Source organism: Gordonia gummivorans (assembly GCF_022513585.1).
Lineage (GTDB): Bacteria > Actinomycetota > Actinomycetes > Mycobacteriales > Mycobacteriaceae > Gordonia.
Genome location: NZ_JAKWBF010000018.1, coordinates 94,179 through 111,441 on the forward strand (window position 1 = coordinate 94,179; position 17,263 = coordinate 111,441).

Annotated in this window: 19 protein-coding genes; 9 read left to right on the top strand and 10 right to left on the bottom strand. The window is 65.0% G+C overall.

The window, feature by feature from the left end; genetic code table 11:
• Positions 1 to 10: 10 nt before the first annotated feature.
• Together kdpA and MKW15_RS14565 are read right to left on the bottom strand one after the other, a co-directional pair.
• Positions 11 to 1,795 carry a potassium-transporting ATPase subunit KdpA gene (kdpA, locus tag MKW15_RS14560; protein WP_240859432.1) on the bottom strand — a complete coding sequence of 595 codons (1,785 nt, stop codon included), beginning with the start codon at positions 1,793 to 1,795 and terminating at the stop codon, positions 11 to 13.
• Between the two features lies 1 nt (position 1,796).
• The gene (locus MKW15_RS14565; protein ID WP_240859433.1) at positions 1,797 to 1,895 is read right to left on the bottom strand and encodes a potassium-transporting ATPase subunit F; all 99 of its coding nucleotides are present in this window, start codon (positions 1,893 to 1,895) and stop codon (positions 1,797 to 1,799) included.
• 337 nt (positions 1,896 to 2,232) lie between these two features.
• Between MKW15_RS14565 and MKW15_RS14570 the strand changes: the two genes are divergently transcribed.
• Positions 2,233 to 2,772, top strand: coding sequence for a DUF6611 family protein (locus tag MKW15_RS14570; RefSeq protein WP_240859434.1), 540 nt, complete (start codon positions 2,233 to 2,235; stop codon positions 2,770 to 2,772).
• A gap of 223 nt (positions 2,773 to 2,995) precedes the next feature.
• Here MKW15_RS14570 and MKW15_RS14575 read toward each other — a convergent pair whose 3' ends face one another.
• The 4 genes from MKW15_RS14575 to MKW15_RS14590 are packed head-to-tail and all read right to left on the bottom strand — an operon-like array spanning position 2,996 to position 4,838.
• Positions 2,996 to 3,385 (bottom strand): PPOX class F420-dependent oxidoreductase, encoded by a 390-nt coding sequence (locus tag MKW15_RS14575; RefSeq protein ID WP_240859435.1) that lies wholly within the window; start codon positions 3,383 to 3,385, stop codon positions 2,996 to 2,998.
• A 17-nt stretch (positions 3,386 to 3,402) separates the two neighbouring features.
• Complete coding sequence (locus MKW15_RS14580; RefSeq protein ID WP_240859442.1) at positions 3,403 to 3,792, bottom strand: PPOX class F420-dependent oxidoreductase; 390 nt, start codon at positions 3,790 to 3,792, stop codon at positions 3,403 to 3,405.
• Positions 3,789 to 4,214: a YybH family protein gene (locus MKW15_RS14585; RefSeq protein ID WP_240859450.1), complete on the bottom strand. Its 426-nt coding sequence runs from the start codon at positions 4,212 to 4,214 to the stop codon at positions 3,789 to 3,791. The genes MKW15_RS14580 and MKW15_RS14585 overlap by 4 nt, the downstream gene beginning before the upstream one ends.
• A 33-nt stretch (positions 4,215 to 4,247) precedes the next feature.
• Positions 4,248 to 4,838: a DNA-3-methyladenine glycosylase I gene (locus MKW15_RS14590; protein WP_240859452.1), complete on the bottom strand. Its 591-nt coding sequence runs from the start codon at positions 4,836 to 4,838 to the stop codon at positions 4,248 to 4,250.
• Positions 4,839 to 4,979: 141 nt separating this feature from the next.
• Between MKW15_RS14590 and MKW15_RS14595 the strand changes: the two genes are divergently transcribed.
• A complete protein-coding gene (locus MKW15_RS14595; RefSeq protein WP_240859454.1) occupies positions 4,980 to 6,242 on the top strand; it encodes a hypothetical protein in 1,263 nt (420 codons plus the stop codon).
• Between the two features lie 13 nt (positions 6,243 to 6,255).
• On the opposite strand, the gene MKW15_RS14600 is transcribed toward MKW15_RS14595, so the two are convergent.
• On the bottom strand, positions 6,256 to 7,068 hold the full coding sequence (locus MKW15_RS14600) for a MerR family transcriptional regulator (RefSeq protein WP_240859456.1): 813 nt from the start codon (positions 7,066 to 7,068) through the stop codon (positions 6,256 to 6,258).
• Between the two features lie 155 nt (positions 7,069 to 7,223).
• On the opposite strand from MKW15_RS14600, the gene sigK reads away from it, so the two are divergent.
• On the top strand, positions 7,224 to 7,802 hold the full coding sequence (gene sigK / locus MKW15_RS14605; RefSeq protein WP_240859458.1) for an ECF RNA polymerase sigma factor SigK: 579 nt from the start codon (positions 7,224 to 7,226) through the stop codon (positions 7,800 to 7,802).
• A 143-nt stretch (positions 7,803 to 7,945) separates the two neighbouring features.
• Here the strand turns inward: sigK and clpB are convergent, their stop codons facing one another.
• Positions 7,946 to 10,498, bottom strand: coding sequence for an ATP-dependent chaperone ClpB (gene clpB / locus MKW15_RS14610; protein ID WP_240859460.1), 2,553 nt, complete (start codon positions 10,496 to 10,498; stop codon positions 7,946 to 7,948).
• A 222-nt stretch (positions 10,499 to 10,720) separates the two neighbouring features.
• On the opposite strand from clpB, the gene MKW15_RS14615 reads away from it, so the two are divergent.
• Entirely contained in the window at positions 10,721 to 11,917 is a 1,197-nt protein-coding gene (locus tag MKW15_RS14615) for a DUF3089 domain-containing protein (RefSeq protein ID WP_240859462.1), read from the top strand.
• On the opposite strand, the gene MKW15_RS14620 is transcribed toward MKW15_RS14615, so the two are convergent.
• Positions 11,911 to 12,750: a TetR/AcrR family transcriptional regulator gene (locus tag MKW15_RS14620; RefSeq protein WP_308221054.1), complete on the bottom strand. Its 840-nt coding sequence runs from the start codon at positions 12,748 to 12,750 to the stop codon at positions 11,911 to 11,913. The genes MKW15_RS14615 and MKW15_RS14620 overlap by 7 nt on opposite strands.
• Between MKW15_RS14620 and MKW15_RS14625 the strand changes: the two genes are divergently transcribed.
• From MKW15_RS14625 to MKW15_RS14635, 3 genes are all read left to right on the top strand, one after another.
• Positions 12,637 to 13,089 (top strand): ester cyclase, encoded by a 453-nt coding sequence (locus MKW15_RS14625; RefSeq protein WP_240859468.1) that lies wholly within the window; start codon positions 12,637 to 12,639, stop codon positions 13,087 to 13,089. The two genes, MKW15_RS14620 and MKW15_RS14625, sit on opposite strands and share 114 nt — an antisense overlap.
• Positions 13,090 to 13,180: 91 nt before the next feature.
• Positions 13,181 to 13,420 carry a FitA-like ribbon-helix-helix domain-containing protein gene (locus tag MKW15_RS14630; protein ID WP_240859469.1) on the top strand — a complete coding sequence of 80 codons (240 nt, stop codon included), beginning with the start codon at positions 13,181 to 13,183 and terminating at the stop codon, positions 13,418 to 13,420.
• A 5-nt stretch (positions 13,421 to 13,425) separates the two neighbouring features.
• Complete coding sequence (locus tag MKW15_RS14635) at positions 13,426 to 13,812, top strand: type II toxin-antitoxin system VapC family toxin (protein WP_240859472.1); 387 nt, start codon at positions 13,426 to 13,428, stop codon at positions 13,810 to 13,812.
• Positions 13,813 to 13,858: 46 nt separating this feature from the next.
• Here MKW15_RS14635 and MKW15_RS14640 read toward each other — a convergent pair whose 3' ends face one another.
• Positions 13,859 to 15,418 carry an FUSC family protein gene (locus tag MKW15_RS14640; RefSeq protein ID WP_240859474.1) on the bottom strand — a complete coding sequence of 520 codons (1,560 nt, stop codon included), beginning with the start codon at positions 15,416 to 15,418 and terminating at the stop codon, positions 13,859 to 13,861.
• Between the two features lie 74 nt (positions 15,419 to 15,492).
• Here MKW15_RS14640 and MKW15_RS14645 point away from each other — a divergent pair, with 74 nt between their 5' ends.
• Positions 15,493 to 15,771: a putative quinol monooxygenase gene (locus MKW15_RS14645; protein ID WP_240859476.1), complete on the top strand. Its 279-nt coding sequence runs from the start codon at positions 15,493 to 15,495 to the stop codon at positions 15,769 to 15,771.
• Between the two features lie 459 nt (positions 15,772 to 16,230).
• The coding region (locus MKW15_RS14650; protein ID WP_240859478.1) for a DUF222 domain-containing protein at positions 16,231 to 17,263 on the top strand (1,033 nt) is incomplete at its 3' end.

Here is a 17,263-nt window from a genome sequence, read left to right on the forward strand (position 1 = left end):
ACAGGAGTACTCACAACACTGCCTCTGCGATCGGTCCCAGCGCCATGGCCGGGAAGAAGGTGAGTCCGGCGACCAACAGGATGGTTCCGGCCAGCAGTGCGCCGAACAGCAATCCATGGGTCGGGAGAGTCGATGCGTCGTCCTCGACGCGCACTGCTTTCGGCGCAGTCGCAACCATTGTGGGCGCACCACCTGGTGCCGCCGCCGGCGTGGACACCGAACTGCCCACGGCGGTTTCGCGATTGCGTGGACGCTGTTTGGCCAGCAGGCCGGCGAGCGCGAGCACGAACACGATCGGCAGGAATCGCCCGAGCAGCATCGCAACGCCGAGTGAGGTCTGGAACCAGTCGCTGGTCACGGTGAGGCCGCCGAAAGCGCTGCCGTTGTTGTTCGCGGCCGACGCGTAGGCGTAGAGCACTTCGCTGAAGCCGTGGATCGAGCCAGGTGTGCCCGGATCTCCGCTGTTGCCCTGGAATCCGGTTGTCGTTCCGAGGATCACCGAGATCGATGTGCCGGCCAGCACCAGCGCGGGCATGACGAGGACGTAGAGCGCCGCCATGGTGATCTCGTGCTGGCCGATCTTCTTTCCGAGGAACTCCGGCGACCGACCGACGAGCAGCCCGCCGACGAAGACGGTGATCACGGCCATGATGAGGATGCCGTAGAGGCCTGCTCCCACACCGCCGGGTGCCACCTCGCCGAGGAGCATGTTCCAAATCAGCGCACCACCACCGGCGGCCGAGAAGCTGTCGTGCGCAGAATTCACTGCACCCGTGGATGTCCCGGTGGTGGATACCGCAAACAGCACCGAACCGGGGATGCCGAAACGCTGTTCCTTGCCCTCCATCATGGCGCCCGCGGCCTGCGCGGCGATGCCGTCGGTGCGGGATTCGAAGACCCACACGACTGTCAGCATCACACCCCAGATGGCGGCCATGACCCCGAGCAGGGTCAGCCCCTGACGCCGATCGCCGACCATCGTTCCGTACGTGCGGGTGAGGCACACCGGGATGATGAGGAGCGCAAGGATTTCGACGATGTTCGACAGCGGCGTCGGGTTGGAGAACGGATGTGCGGAGTTCACCGAGAGGGTGCCGCCACCGTTGGTCCCGAGCTCTTTGATCGCCTCTTGCGACGCGAACGGCCCGAGCACACTGTGCGCTTGCCTGCCGTCGAGCGTCGTGAAGTCGAATCCGGTCTTGAACGACTCGATGGCGCCCTGGGTGAGTAGGATGAGCGCGACGATGAAGCTGAGCGGCAACAGGATTCGCACGCATCCGCGGACCAGGTCGACCCAGAAGTTGCCGATCTCGCCGCTGCCCCGCCGGTTACGGATGCCGCGGATCACGGCGACCGCGACCGCCATACCGACTGCAGCGGAAACGAAGTTCTGCACCGCGAGCCCGATCATCTGCGTGAAGTTGGTCATCACCACTTCGGGCGAGTACGACTGCCAGTTGGTGTTGGTGACAAAGGAAACCGCGGTGTTGAACGCCATCGACGGCGTCACACCCGGCTTTCCGTCCGACCACGGCAACACACCCTGGAGGCGCTGGATCGCGTACAGGAACAGGAACGAGATCAACGAGAAGGCCAGTACCGCAAGCGCATAGCCGACCCAGGTCTGCTCACGACGCGGATCGATGCGTCCGACGCGGTAGAACAGTTTCTCGAAGCGCAGGTCGCGTGCCGAGTCGTACGCCCGGGCCATGTAGTCACCGAGTGGCACGTAGGCAGCGGCGAGAATGAAAAGCAGCAATGCCAGTTGCAACAAGCCGGCCACCGTCGCAGACATGTCAGAACCTCTCGGGTGCGATGAGCGCGGCCACGAGATAGACGACGACTGCTGCGGCGAGCACCAACAGAACGATGGTGGTCACACCGTCGGCGGTCATCGCCCGGTCCTCGCATCGATTGCGCGCACGGTCAGCAGGCACAGCGCGATCGAGACGATCGCGGCCAGCAGAAAGAGCAGGTCAGCCACTCGAACTCCATTTCCGAACTATGTACCCGGCCACGCAGAAACCTGCGAAGCCGCGACTGACAGGATCACTCGCGAAAGACGTCTGAAAGAGTTCGTTAACGGAATCCATACGCGTCGCGCCGGCAATTTGACGCGCGCTTTGCGGACGTTGCGACCGGCGTCAAGATCGCGTCAACAAGCCCTGGCGGCCCGTGTAGATCGCGTTCAGATTCGCGTCGGCGTTTCCGCCGGAGAGTACGACGGAAAGCATGAACAAGGTCACCGGCCAACAACCACTGACGGTCGCGACCGTGACCGGCCCGCCCCCGATCCGCGGCCGCTTCTTGCGGGGCGCGGACTCGTGGGGCGTCTTCCGGGTCGGGTTCGCCCGTCATCTCGTCCAGTTGCGTGTCTGCGTGTATCCGCCGGGCGTGACCGACCACGAGCGCACGATGCTTCGCCTCTGGTACTCGGCGCCGATCTGGGGTGTCATCGGCTGGCTGGCGCTCTGGCCGGCGATCAGCGCCGTGAGCCCTGTCGATCCGCCGTTCTCGATTCTCGCGGCAGCCGCCGTCATGCTGTCCGTCGTCTGGGTGGTCGGCCACCAGGCCTGGCCGGTGCGGAAATCAGTGCGCTCCATGGTCCTCTGGATCGACGACGACGAAGATCCCACGACACGACGCCGAGCCGACCAGTTGCTGCGGATCGTCGATTCGTTACGGGTGGCCGACCGCGATCTGCGCGAGGGCCGGATCGATGCCGTACGGCACGAAGCGATCTGGGCGCGCTGCTACGACGACCTCGCCTGACCGTCGGGACCCTCCCGCCGGCTGAGGTGCGAGGAGCGCAAGCCGCCGGGCTGAGGTGTCCCGTGCGAGGTACGAGCATGGAGCGTCTCGAAGTCGACGAGCCTCGAAGCCCCTGGTGAGATGACATCGTCGTCTCACCAGCCCTTCGAGGCTCGCTCCGCTCGCACCTCAGGGAGCGGTTGGAGGCTCAGAAGCGGTGGAAGGCCATGGAGCGAGGCGGAAGTCAGGAAGCACCCGCACTCAACGCGAGCCCGACCGTCCCGCCACTGCCGCGTCGAAGAGTGCTCGCCTTGATGGTGATCCAGCCGAGGATGCCGTACTTCTTGGAGATCAGTTCCCGTGTCCGCGCGGTGCCGGCGTCATCGAGGACTTCGCCTGTGCCCTCGACCGGTTCGCCGGTGACCTTCGTGCCGCGCGCATCGCAGGCCTGCACGATGATGCGCGGATCTCGCCGCAGACGTTTGACCTTCCACGAGTCCGCGACGGTCCACACGAGGAGGCGGTCGCCGTCGATCGTGGCCCACACCGGCGTCGACACCGGTGTGCCGTCCTTGCGAAAAGTGGTCAGCTGCACGTACTTCGCGGTTGCGGCGGCACCGAAGTCAGAGGTCATGCCGCCATGGTACCGACCTACTGGTCCTGCTCTTCGAGCCCGAACACAATGACCTGGCGCGGATATATCCGGATGAGTGCGTCATCGACGCCGCCGCGCGACTCTGTACCGCCGACGATCGCCTCGGCGTGACCCCGAATCTCGACCATCCTGACTCGCCACGGCTTGAGCGACGCGATGTCGTCGACGACGAACGCAACCTTGTCATTCCCCTTGAGGTTGCGAAACTTGCGGGACGACGCGAGGTTGTAGCCGACGATGTCGACGGTCCCGAGTTCGCGATTGACGGCGAAACCGACGGGATTGTTCTGCGGCGCGCCTTCCTTGTCGACGGTGGCGAGCCTGCCCAGCCGTTGCGTCTCGAGGTAACTCAGCACATCGGGATCGAGCAATTCTTTGTGCCTCATGCGCGCACTCCAGTCGGCAGTTCCGCGGCAATGGGTGTGTTCTGTCCGGCGGCGACCCACCAGGAGCCGTCCCGTTCGACGAGCACATACATCGCCATCTCGGAGAATCCGCCACCTCGCGCATGCCTCCCGATGTGCGCGACCGCGACCCCCGGCGCCGGGTTGATCACCTCCGTCACCGAGAAGTCCGACGGCGGTGCCACCTGCTTGGCGAACAGCTGGTGATGGATCTCGTTGAGCGGGGCGTGGCCGCGCAGGACGGCGCCTTTGGGGGAACCCCACACGATGTCGTCGGCGAACATCGCGTCGTAGGTGTCGGCATCAGAGTTGTCCATGCCGGCCTGCAACGTCGCCATAAGTGCGTCGACGGCAGCGAATGCACCGGGTTCGTAGAGGTTGAGTGATGGTCGGTCTCGTGTCATACCCCGACGCTAAGAGTTCAAGTTAACTTGAGGTCAAGGCCTCGCGGCGATCGCTGTCGCCACGTCGTCGCGGATGACGCAGTCGTAGGCGTGGTCGTTGACCATGCCGGTGGCCTGCATGAGTGCGAACATCGTTGTCGGCCCGACGAATCGCCAGCCCCGCTTCTTCAGATCCTTGGACAGGGAAACCGATTCCGGTGAGGTCGTCATCGATCCCGGCTTGTGGTCGGGACCGGGCGCAAACCGCCAGAAGTACTCCTCCAGCGACCCCTCGGCGTCGACGAGATCGCAGGCATGCCGGGCGTTGTTGATCGAGGCCTCGATCTTGCCGCGGTGCCGGACGATCCCCGCGTCGCCCAGCAACCGCTCCACGTCGGCCTCACCGAACCGGGCGACCTTCTCGAAGTCGAACCCGCTGAACGCGGCCCGAAAATTCTCCCGCTTGGTGAGGATGGTCCGCCAGCTCAGGCCGGACTGAAATCCTTCGAGGCATACTCGCTCGAACAGCGCGACGTCGCCGACGGTCGGAAATCCCCATTCGGTGTCGTGATACGTGGTCTCCGGCTCCTTGGCCGCCCACCCGCACCGCGCCCGACCGTCCTCCCCGATGACCACATCCGACATGGGCGATCTCCTCTCGAATCACTTGAACGGAGAGTACCGACGGCCACCGACACCTGATTGCGCTCCCTCACCGAATCGACCCCACGCCCACCGGGCGAAAATTTACTATCTCCTCATCGGGGGCACCTCGAAGGGAACGTCATGCGCAGACCGATCCGCCTCGTTGGAGCAATCTTGCTCGCCTTCGGCCTCGTCGCCACGCTGTCGGTGGCCACGCCGCAACCGCGTGCCGCTGCGTTCGCCGAGGACATCTGTTACACCCCCGGCGCCCCGCCGCACAGTTGCGGCCCGCTTCCCATCACCTGTTCCCTCGAGAATGCGGACGCCCCGATCTGCGGCCTGCGCGCCTTCTTGCGATACGCCTACACACTTCGTCAGCCGCTCGGCGGTCGCAGCCTGATTCACACGGACTCCAGCTACATCATCGCGAGGTCCGTCGGCTTCTCCGTCGCGGACGCCTATTGGATCGCCGCGTACAGCGAGGCGACCGACCTCGGCACCTTCGCCCCGCGCGACATGCGCGGCAACCTGGTTCCGAATTCGCGGCGGCTGACGACCAAGGACATCAGCGGCCTGGTACGTACGCATTTCGCCACCGGGGGCTTCCTGTTCCATTTCCTGCCGACGCTCCGAGGCCCACGCGCGCCGATGCCGAATGGGTTGCGCCCCGACGTCAACGACACACGGCACGAGATCATGCTGACCCATCTGCGACGCTGGGCGACAGCGGGCCCGGGATCCTCTGCGCCCCTGTGCACCGGAGGATTCACCAACCGCTCACCGGGAGGCGACTACGCGACGGGCGAGGGTTGCTATGGCGGCGCGAACCCCGTCCCGATCAACGGCACGTACAGCATCGTGTCGCCGGCTAACTTCCCCTTCACCAATTCGACTGGGCAACAGGTCATCACCGACGGAGTCCTGTCGTCGAAGTTCGATCAGTGGGTGGGCGGGCAGTCGGCGAACGCGCGAATCGGGATCTACATCCACGCCCTGGGAGACCGCATCTCACACCATGCGTGCACCGATGCCGGCACCATCGCACCGCCTACCCCGCGCCATCGGGCGTTCCGGATCGATCTGAACAAACCGTCGTGCGATCAAGGGCCACATGCGATTCGGCACGAGTTCGAGACCGGCGTCGACTTCCACGGTCTCGAGCCCGAGGACCGAACGACCGAGGCGGCGTTGTCAAAGGTGTACGACGAGCTGGTCTACTTCGCGCGGTTGCGCGGCACGCTGAATCCCACCGCGACCACGTCCGCCGCCAAAACCCGGGTCGTCACGAACGGACTCGTCCCGGCACTCGAGCACCGCAATCCGATGGTTCGGCTTCGTTCGGTGACCGCCGCCGGGTGCCGACTCGGCGTACCCGCATTTCCGGGCTCGCCCTCATGCCGGTGAGGTAGGCCGCGGGTCACCCGACGATCGGCATCTGTAGCTCGGTCCGCCAGTTCTCCTCGGGTTCGGGGTGAGTCGCGAGGTAGACCTCGCGCGCAGTGCCGTCGGTGCGGTAGCCGTTGTCCTCGATCCAGGTGGCGAGCGTCTGATAGCCCTCGCCGATGTCGACCATCCTGCCCACGTGCAGGTGGCACGCGGCCCGCTCGACGCCCGGCAATGTCACCGACTCGAGCCCGTCGACACTGACGCCGTCAGCCACCGGGCATGCCGCGGTCACCGTCAGTCCTTCACCGTCGGGGACGTAGGTGGCGATCGCCTCACCCGCCGGCGCGATACCGGCAGGCCCGAGAATCTCGAACATCCGCCCGAACAGTCCCCGGATCACCGGGCCCACGTCTTCCGGATCCGAACTCGCCGACACGTCCGTCAATGTGAGAACCCGAACCGGAGCAACACTTTTCATGACAACCGAGCTGGTACTCATGGTGCCTTCCCTTTCGATGATGCGGAGTCTCGCCTCGATCCGGGTGAGCCGATCCCGGTCTGCCGCAATCTGTTCGGCCACCTGCGCACGACGCAGACGTAGCATTCCCCGCAGTTCGGCGGGGTCGACGTCGGCGTCGATGATGCGGGCGACCTCGGCGAGGGTGAACCCGAGATCTTTGAGGGCGACCACGCGGTTGAGGCGTCGTAGCTGATCGGCCTCGTAGTAGCGGTACCCGGTGTGATCGTCGACCCGCGCCGGTTGCAACAGGCCGATCTGGTCGTAGTGTCGAAGCATCCGGATCGACACCCGGCCCATCGTGGCGAAATCTCCAATGGTGAACATGACACCGACCACGCTCCTGTCTCACATGGTGTGAGGGTCAACCCCGGCGCACCGAGAAGGCGCACCGTTACCGTTTCGTGACCCTCGGTTGCGAATGCATCCCAGTGCCACGTCCACCCGTGAGCTTGCCACCCGCCGCTCCTAGCGTCGATCTCATGACGACACCGCGCACGCACCCCGACCCCTCGCCCGGCGAGTTGTCGTTGCTGGTCAAACGCGTCGCCGACGGCGATCGTCAAGCATTCGCGCAGTTGTACGACCTCACCTCACCACGCGTCTACGGCATGGCCCTACGGGTGATCCGTGATGCGGGATTCAGCGAGGAGATCACCCAGGAGGTGTATCTGACGGTGTGGCGGACCGCGGCGTCGTACGACACGAGCGGCTCGGTGATGGCCTGGCTGCTCACGATGGCCCACCGCCGATCCGTCGACCGCATCCGTTCGGAGACCGCCAGCCGACGCCGCACCCTGACGCATGGTCGGGAATCGGTGACACCGGCCTTCGACGAGGTCGCCGAGATCACCGAACGACGCGAGACGGTGCGGCTCATCCGAGCCGGACTCGCACACCTCACGCCCGTGCAGCGCGAGTCCATCGAACTCGCCTACTTCGACGGCCTGACGTATCGCGAGGTGGCCGAACGCCTCCAGGTCGCCCTGCCCACCGTGAAGTCCCGCATCCGCGACGGCATGCGGCGACTGCGGCTCAGCGTTGTCGACGCAGCCGCGTAGACGACATTCGTTTGCGCGAGCGGCGGTGTGCGGAAAAGCGAACCAGGCAACGGAGGGCACTACTAAAACGGGCCCCTGACGGCACTCCTCCGAGATTGTCCCGGAAGGCACCCGTCAGGGGCCCGTTTTCAGTCACTCTCAGATCAGCCGAGCACCAACGACTCTCCGTCGGCACCGACGTTCACCGGCACCACGTCGCCGTCGCGGATGTCACCGGCCAGCAACGCCTTGGCGAGGCTGTCGCCGATGGCCTGCTGCACCAGCCGCCGTAGTGGGCGTGCACCGTAGAGCGGATCGAATCCGCGCTCGGCCAGCCATTCCTTGGCCTTGGGCGTCACTTCCAGTTCCAGTCGACGCTGGGCGAGGCGCTTGGCCAACTGCCGCAGCTGAATGTCGACGATGGAGACCAGTTCCTCGGGGCTCAGCGCGTCGAAGACGATGACGTCGTCGAGGCGGTTGATGAACTCCGGCTTGAACCGCGCGCGCACCGCCGCCATCACCTGGTCCTTGTCACCGCCGGCGCCCAGGTTGGACGTCAGGATGAGGATGGTGTTGCGGAAGTCCACGGTGCGGCCCTGACCGTCGGTCAGCCGACCCTCGTCGAGTACCTGCAGCAGCACGTCGAACACGTCCGGGTGGGCCTTCTCGATCTCGTCGAACAGGACCACCGTGTACGGGCGACGCCGCACCGCCTCGGTCAGCTGACCGCCGGCCTCGTAGCCGACGTAGCCGGGAGGGGCACCGACAAGCCTTGCCACACTGTGCTTCTCGCCGTACTCGCTCATGTCGATGCGAACCATGGCGCGTTCGTCGTCGAACAGGAACTCCGCCAGCGCCTTGGCCAGCTCGGTCTTGCCGACACCGGTCGGGCCGAGGAACATGAACGATCCCAGCGGCCGGTTCGGGTCGGCGACACCGGCCCGCGCACGACGCACGGCGTCGGACACGGCGACCACGGCGTCCTTCTGTCCGATGACGCGATGGCCCAGTTCGTCCTCCATGCGCAGCAGCTTGGCGGTCTCGCCTTCGAGCATCCGGCCGGCGGGGATTCCGGTCCACGCCGACACGACCTGAGCCACGTCGTCGGGTCCGACCTCCTCCTGCAGCATCACGTCTTCGCTCGGGTCGGTGCCGGTCTTCTCGATCGCGGCCTCGAGTTCCTTCTCCAAGCCGGGGATCGTTCCGTACCGCAACTCGGCCGCACGTCCCAGATCGCCGCCACGTTCGGCCCGATCCGCCTCTCCACGAAGCCGTTCCAGCTCCTCCTTGGTGTCGCGGACCGCGTCGATGGCGGTCTTCTCCGACTGCCAGCGGGCGCTCAGTTCGTTGAGCTTCTCCTTCTGGTCGGCCAGTTCCTGACGCAGCTTGTCGAGCCGCTCCTTGGAGGCCGCATCCGTTTCCTTCTGCAGCGCAACCTCTTCGACCTCCAGACGGCGGACGATTCGCTCGACCTCGTCGATCTCGACGGGGCGCGAGTCGATCTCCATCCGCAGCCGCGACGCGGCCTCGTCAACGAGGTCGATGGCCTTGTCGGGCAGGAAGCGGGAGGTGATGTAGCGATCGGAAAGCGTTGCGGCAGCAACCAATGCGGAGTCGGTGATGCGTACACCGTGGTGCACCTCGTAGCGTTCCTTCAGTCCGCGCAGGATGCCGATGGCGTCCTCGACCGACGGTTCGCCCACGTACACCTGCTGGAAACGACGTTCGAGTGCCGCGTCCTTCTCGATGTACTTGCGGTACTCCTCGAGGGTGGTCGCACCGACCAGCCGCAGCTCACCGCGGGCGAGCATCGGCTTGATCATGTTGCCGGCATCCATCGCGGAATCGCCTGTCGCACCGGCACCCACGATGGTGTGCAGCTCGTCGATGAAGGTGATGACCTGGCCGGCCGACCCCTTGATCTCGTCGAGCACGGCCTTGAGCCGCTCCTCGAATTCGCCGCGGTACTTGGCACCGGCGACCATCGAACCCAGATCCAGGGAGATGACCGTCTTGTTGCGCAACGACTCCGGCACATCGCCTTCGACGATCCGCTGGGCCAGGCCCTCCACGATCGCGGTCTTGCCGACGCCGGGCTCACCGATGAGCACCGGGTTGTTCTTGGTACGACGACTCAGCACCTGCACGACGCGTCGGATCTCGGTGTCGCGACCGATGACCGGGTCGAGCTTGCCCTCGCGAGCAGCCGCGGTCAGGTCGGTGGAGTACTTCTCCAGCGCCTGATACGTCGACTCCGGGTCCTCGGAAGTGACCCGCGCGGTTCCGCGCACGGCGACAAACGCCTCGCGAAGCGCCTGGGGCGTCGCGCCGACGTTGTGCAGCAGTTTGGCGACGTCGGAGTCGCCGGTCGCCAGACCGACCAGGATGTGTTCGGTCGAGACGTACTCGTCGTCGAGTTCCCCGGCAAGCTGCTGCGCTGCCGAGATCGCCGCGATCGACTCGCGGGAGAGTTGAGGCTGCGCGCTCGCGCTGGACACCGTCGGAGCACGATCGACCATCGCCTGGGCTTGGCTACGAACGCTCGACGGGTCCACGCCCACCGCTTTGAGCAGCGGCGACGCGATGCCGTCGGACTGATCGAGCAGCGCCACCAGGATGTGGGCCGGTCGCACGTCGGGGTTTCCTGCGCTTGCCGCCGCCTGCACAGCAGCACTCAACGCTTGCTGTGTCTTGGTGGTGGGGGTGAAGCTGTCCACTCGCGTGCACCTTTCTCTTTAGTCCAACAGGCTCAAGTATGAGCCATCCGAAGGGTGCAACGCCATCAAAGTTGAGTACATTCCGCTCAAGTCCGACAATAGTGTGATCTAGATCACTTCATACGGTGTATGCTCAGCGAGTCATTTGTTGCGCGCCGCCGACGAACCCCTGGTGAGAATCGCGGGCCCGGATCAGCGACGACTGACTTCGGGGAGGTTGCCATGCTGCATCCTGAATCGCGAAGAGCCCACGCCCTGAGTTCGCGCGGGACGTTCCGATTGCGGATAGTGGTCGGCCTCGCCATCGCGTCGCTTGCCCTCACCTTCGGAGTGCACGCGCCGGCCGACGCGGCGCCGCCCCCCACGCTGTGGCTGTGCAGTTCGGCGATGACCGCCGACCCGTGCGACCTGCCGCAGGACACCACCGATCTGCTGACCGGACGCGTAACCAACCCACTACCGGTCACCGCTGCCCAACGGTCGGTGGATTGTTTCTACGTCTATGGGACGGCGACCAACACGTTGTCCCTCAACGCCCCACTGGTTGCCGCTCCGGAAATCAAGTCTGGAGCGGAGCTCCAGTCGGCCCGGTTCAACAGCATGTGTCGGATCTTTGCTCCGGTCTACCGGCAGATCTCGCTGCCGGGCCTCGTGGCAGTGAATCTCGGCGCTACCACCGAACCAGTGGCAATCGCCTACCGCGACGTACTCGCCGCGTGGAACAACTACCTCACCCACGCGAACATGGGTCGCGGCGTGGTCTTCATCGGCCATTCCCAGGGCACGTTCCTGCTTCGCAAACTGATTCGCGAACAAGTCGATCCCAATCCTGTGGTGCGTGCACGCCTCGCCGGCGCCATCCTGTTGGGCGGAAACGTGAAGACCGCGCCCGGGAGGACGGTCGGTGGCGACTTCAACAACATCCCCATCTGCACCCGGCACGGTCAATACGGATGTGTCACCGCGTATTCCACGAATATCGTCTATCCGCCACTGTCCTTGCTCGGCAATAGCTCGCTCGATATCGTCTCGCTGCGTTTCGGATTGCCGATGGGGCCGAACTATCAGGTGGCCTGCACCGATCCGGCCGTGCTGAGTGGAAGCCGCAGGCCGGTCGGCATCACCGTGCCCAGCAAGCCGTATGCGCCGGGCGCCATCGCAATCGCGCTGGGCTATACGACTTTTCCCGAGGCATGGCCGACGTCGTCATCGACCTGGACGATCGGACGCGGTCGCGGCGTCGGCCGCTGCGAAGAAGTGAACGGCTACCGGCAGTATCACATTCGCATGGTTGTGCCCCAACAGATCAACGAGGCACCGCTTTTCGACTTGCATGCGCTCGACATCAACTTCGGATTGGATCGCCTGGTCGCCATCGCCTCTCAACAGGCCGCGAGCTGGCACGCGCACTCTCACTGACCCTCTTCAACCGTGAGCGTGTCGACGACGACGTCTCCCAGCCACGCCTCCCATTGCTCAAGGCTCCAACCGCATCGGCGTACCAGGCGGTCGGCGACTTCGATTGATGTTGCGGTCCAGAGGATGTCGGTCGCAGTGGTGGGCGTCAGGGTGTCGGGCAGACCGAAGCGGTCGGCGATGTGCCTGACCACGGATGCGTTGCCGGTGCGGCGTTCCCGTTCGATCGTGTCGACGAACTCCGTCAGTGCCCGGTCGGCACCCGGCCCCTCACCGAGAAGGACACCGAGCAGCGGGCCCACGCGGTGATACATGAGGCAACCCATGTGGATGTAGGCACGCAGTGTCGATGCGGCATCGGGTTGCTCGAAGACCCTGGTCATCATCGGCCGGATCGCGATGGGCTCCGGTTCGTCGTCGCCGGCCAGCAGCACGTCGTACACCGCTTTCACCACGGCAGCCTTCCCGCCGACAGAGTTGTAGATCGTCTGCGGACTCACTCCGGCTTCGCGGGCCAGGGACGCCACTGTCATCGAGTGATAGCCATGCCGGAGTAACTGGTCCTTGGCTGTGGCGAGCACTCGTGCTCTCGTCTCGCGCGCCGCCTGCTCGCGTTGCGGACTCACGTATGACCGAGGAGTTGACACCAAGCCCCCTTTGGGTGGATTATCATTCCACTGGAATAGTCTTCTAGCCAAAATCATAGCCCAAAGGAAACCCTCATGTACGACACTTCGAACCCCGCTCTGCCTTCGGTGCATCGCATCTTCGACGCGATCAACACCGGCCAATTGGACGCTATCCCCGAGGTGGTCACCGACGACTTCGTCGACCATGGGTCACCCGTACCGCTGCCACCCGGTCCGGCCGGGTACACCCAGATCCTTGGGTTCGTGACCGGCGTGCTGGATGTGCGCTACGAGATCGCCGACATCGTCAGCACCTCGGACCGAATCATCGTCCGCGCCAAGGCCTACGGTCGCGGCGTTTCAGCCGTACACGGCGAGGCCGGCGCCGGGAAGCCGTACGAGATGGACACCCTGCACATCTACCGCACCGAAGGCACGCGGCTGGCCGAGCATTGGGGTGTACGCGACGAGCTCGGGGTGTTGATCCAACTCGGCGTCGTTCCCGCACCGCAGCTGCCGCCGCTGCCGGAGGTCGGGGCGAGGTGATGACCCCGCACGTTCGCGCTGCACGACAACGACCGGGTCACCGCACGGCGTGTATCACACATGCATGCGCTATTCATGCTAGTTTCATGAAGTGAGCACTCTTCAGATCCGCAACCTGCCGGAGGACCTTCACGCTCAACTCAGCGAGCGCTCGGCCAAGCTGCATATGTCCATGTCTGAGTACGTCACCAAGCTCCTGCGCGACGACATGAGTCGTCCATTGTTCAACGAATGGGCCGCAACTATCCGAAGCGAAGGGCCGGGACGCAGTATCGACGTCGTGGGCGCCCTCGATGCAGTACGCGATGAATATGATGCCGGCGAGAAATGAGGCGAGTGGTCGACGCGAGCGCGCTGGTCGACGCCGTACTGCCGTCCGCACGGCAGGCAGCCGCCCTGCGATCAATGTCGGGCTACGAACTCTGGGCACCGACAATACTCGACATGGAAGCATTGTCGGCGATCTGGCGACTTCAGCGGACATCGCAGATCAGCTCTGCGGAGGCCGAGCGCGCGGTCAAAGCGGTGTGGACAGCTCCGATCCGACGTGCCGAGAGTGTTCAAATATCAAGCGCAGCATGGGATCTGAGAACTTCGGTGCGAGTATCCGATGCGTTCTATGTCGCCACCGCCAGATTCTATGATGCCGACCTCATCACGTCTGATGCGCGACTATCCCGCTCCCCCGACATTGGAGTTCCGATTGTGGTTCTGCCGCAATGAAGCTCGGCATCGCTGCTGGAGAAGTGGCGATCTCCTGCGCCCGTGGTCACCCCTGCTTTGTCAGTAACGCATAGCCCTGTCGATGCAATCGGTGGTGTCTCGGCCACTGGGTGAGCATCCACGCCGGATCACTGAATCCGGCCTGGGACACTGCCGTGGTCGCGGCCTCGAGTTCGAACTCCAGTCGTCGGCGACGTCGGCCGGCATCGGCCGGACCGTCAGCCTCGACCGCCTCGATCGCGTCGACGACACGCCGCTCGGAATCCAGCAGCACCGCGCGATACCCGCGCGGGCGCACACACCACAGCGTCACGACCGCCACCCCGACCCCGATGACGGTCTCCGCGATTCGCCCGATGACGGCCTCCGACAACGGCTCCTGCGGCGCAAGTGCGCCCAGCGTCATGGCCAGCGGGGTGATGAACACCATCGCAATCGCGTAGTTGACCACCAGGAAGATCTCGGTACCCGCCATCAGGACAACCACCGTCAGGATCAGCAGCACCGCAGACCCCAGCACCGGGGTGATCACGGCGAGCACACCCACTCCGATCACGGTGCCGACACAACGATTCAACGCACGCCAGCTGCCCGTGACGCGATCAGGCCCCTGGTGCAGGATCATGGCCGCGGTGATGACGGCCCAGTCCGGCCGGCCGAGGTCGACGGCGATCGCGATGCCGCCGGCGACCACGCACGCGACGGTGAGCCGCAACGCGAGCACGGGGATTCGCGGCCGGCGGAGTCCCCACCGCAATCGTTCGCCGACTCTGGCGCGTGGAAGCACCATCAGGTCGAGTTCTTCTTCAGACACACTCGTCTCGACCTTCTGGTCCTCGGCAAAGGCGATCACTGCCAGCAGCCGACGATGGATCCGGCTCAGCGCATCGGTCGGCGCGACCGCCTGGCCCCGGAGCCCGGCATCATCGAGACAGTCCCACGCCTCGTGAAGTGCATGAATCGCTCTGCGTCGCAGCAGGTCATCGTGTGGCTGGCGTGCGAGCGCATCGACGGCCGCGCCCGCCCGGGTCACCGCTTGCGCCTCCGGACCGTGACGGTCGAGCAATGCCGGCGTCATCGCAACGCCGAGTGCTACCACCGCGCCGATCGCGGTCCACAACACCACAGCGGGCGAGCTCGCGGTGCCGTCGAGCACCAACACCGCGGAGAGTTCAGCGCACAGCAGTAGCAGAAACGAGCCGGGAGCACGCTCCCGCAACGCGTCCACCCAGATTGCCGCGAGCACCACGACTGCCGTCATCATCGCGATGACTGCGATCCAAGCGCCGACCGACGCCGCACCCGCGAGGTGCCCGACTCCGGCGCCTACGGTGGCGCACGAGATCAGCGCCAATCCGTATCCTGCGACGACCTTCCATCGCGTCCGATACGGTCGACGTTCGCCATACACGACGGCGAACGCACCCAACGCCGACAAGGCCGCGGCCGCTCCGTGCCCGTTCGCCAGACCCACGGCGGCCGGGATCGCTACCGCCAGCGCGGCCCGGAACGCGCCGCCCGCACGTTCACCGACTCCGGAGACCTCCAGCAGAACCTGCCGAAGCCCCGGGCGTTGCGGGAAGCCGGGTTCGGTTTCGGCGGTCATCTGATGATCCAATCATCGCGGCAGAGGTGCCTGCGACTTGCACGGTCACCGACTCAAGAGGCACCGTATTCGACGTGGAGCCCAACGTCGTACTGCGTGGCCGGTTGCTCTGTGCCGATGATGACGAAGCGGCCATCGTCGTGCGCCTACTCCCCCGACACATCGAACTCACCCGCGCCGAACCCGGGTGCCTGTCATTCACGGTGCAACAGAATGCCGAGGACCCGCGCACGTGGGATGTCGACGAGCGTTTCGTCGACGCAGCTGCATATCAAGCGCACCAGGACCGGGCCAGGTCGAGCGAATGGGGACATGCGACCGCCGGCATCCGACGCGACTACACCCTCGAGTAGTCGTGCGCGTAGGGACTCTGTACGAGTCAGATTGTGTAACTGCATATTCCACTTCGCTCTGCTGGCGCGTACAGATTTCGGCGCGAGTGTCGATTGCCAGCCTTGCCGCCGCTCCCTGAGGTGCGACGAGCGTTAGCCGCCGGGCTGAGGAGCCCCATGCGAGGTACGAGCACGGAGCGTCTCGAAGTCGAGGAGCCTCGAAGGGCTGCGAGCAGTCCCGCCAAAGCCCGCAACGCGTGGCTCTCCCAACATCATTCGATGATCGACATTCTTGTCGGTGGCGTGTTCTACCCTGGATGCAGTCGATCGGGGAGGGTCACGATGCGCGGAGTTCAGTCGGAAAATGCTGCACAGTCAACGATTTCGCGTGCTTAGTCCACAACCAGATTCTGGGCGACGAGAATTGTCGGTGGCCCGTTCTAGTCTGAATCCGGTCAATCGGAAAGGGGGTGACAGGGGATGTCGATTGAGGAGTACGCAGACGACGCGGTGTACTGGCCGCAGGTCGATGCCGCGGTGTTGGGGGTTCCGGATCTCGCGGTGATCGACGACGACAAGGCCGTGTCGATCAACGACATGGTCGCCTCGTTCGGTCACATCGAAAGAGGGAAATCCTACTTCTCCTGGCTCTCGTATCAGATTGCGGCCGAACTACATACCCGGCTGGTGGAGCCGACGATGGATGACGACACCGACTGGATCGATCAACGTGCGCAGTGCGCGATGCGGATCGCGGCGTCGTTGGCGATCTCTCAGTTGACGGCCGAGTGTTTGTTGGGAGAGGCGATCGCTTTGCGGGATCGGCTGCCGCTGGTGTCGGCCTGTTTGTGCGACGGTGTGCTCACCAAGGCACAGACCGTCGCGATCATCGGCCGCACCGACCTGGTCGGCGGTGACCACATCGGCGAGGTGGATGCCGCGATCACCAAGGAACTCCGTAAACGCCGCGGCCGGTGGTCACCCCAAGCGATCCGGGATCTGGCCGACCGGATCGTGTTCCGCCACGACCCCGAAGCGGTCCGCGAGCGCCGCAAGCACGCGAAGGGCCAGCGGGCGGTGTGGGTCGAGGATCTCGGCGATGGGATGGCCACTCTGGCGGCGTCGATGACCGCGGAGAACGCGCGCATCGCGGTCGCCGCGGTCCAGGCGTTGGCGGGCACCGTGTGCTCCAAGGACGGCCGGGGGAAGCGGGCCCGTAACTCTGATGCGGCGTTCGCTCTACTGTCGGGCACCCGGTTTGAATGCCAGTGTGGGCGTGCCGAGTGTGATGCCGAGATTCCCGAACCCGGAACGCTGCCGCCGGCCCAGGCGCGGATCGTGTTGCATGTGGTGTGCGAGGAAACCACCCTCACCGACGAGTCGAACACCACTCCCGCGCATATGAATGGGTTCGGGGTGATCTCGGCCGAGCATGCCCGTGAACTCGCACAACGCCCCGACGCGGTCATCAAACCCATCAACCCCCAACCCGCACCAGCCCAGCCGACTCCGA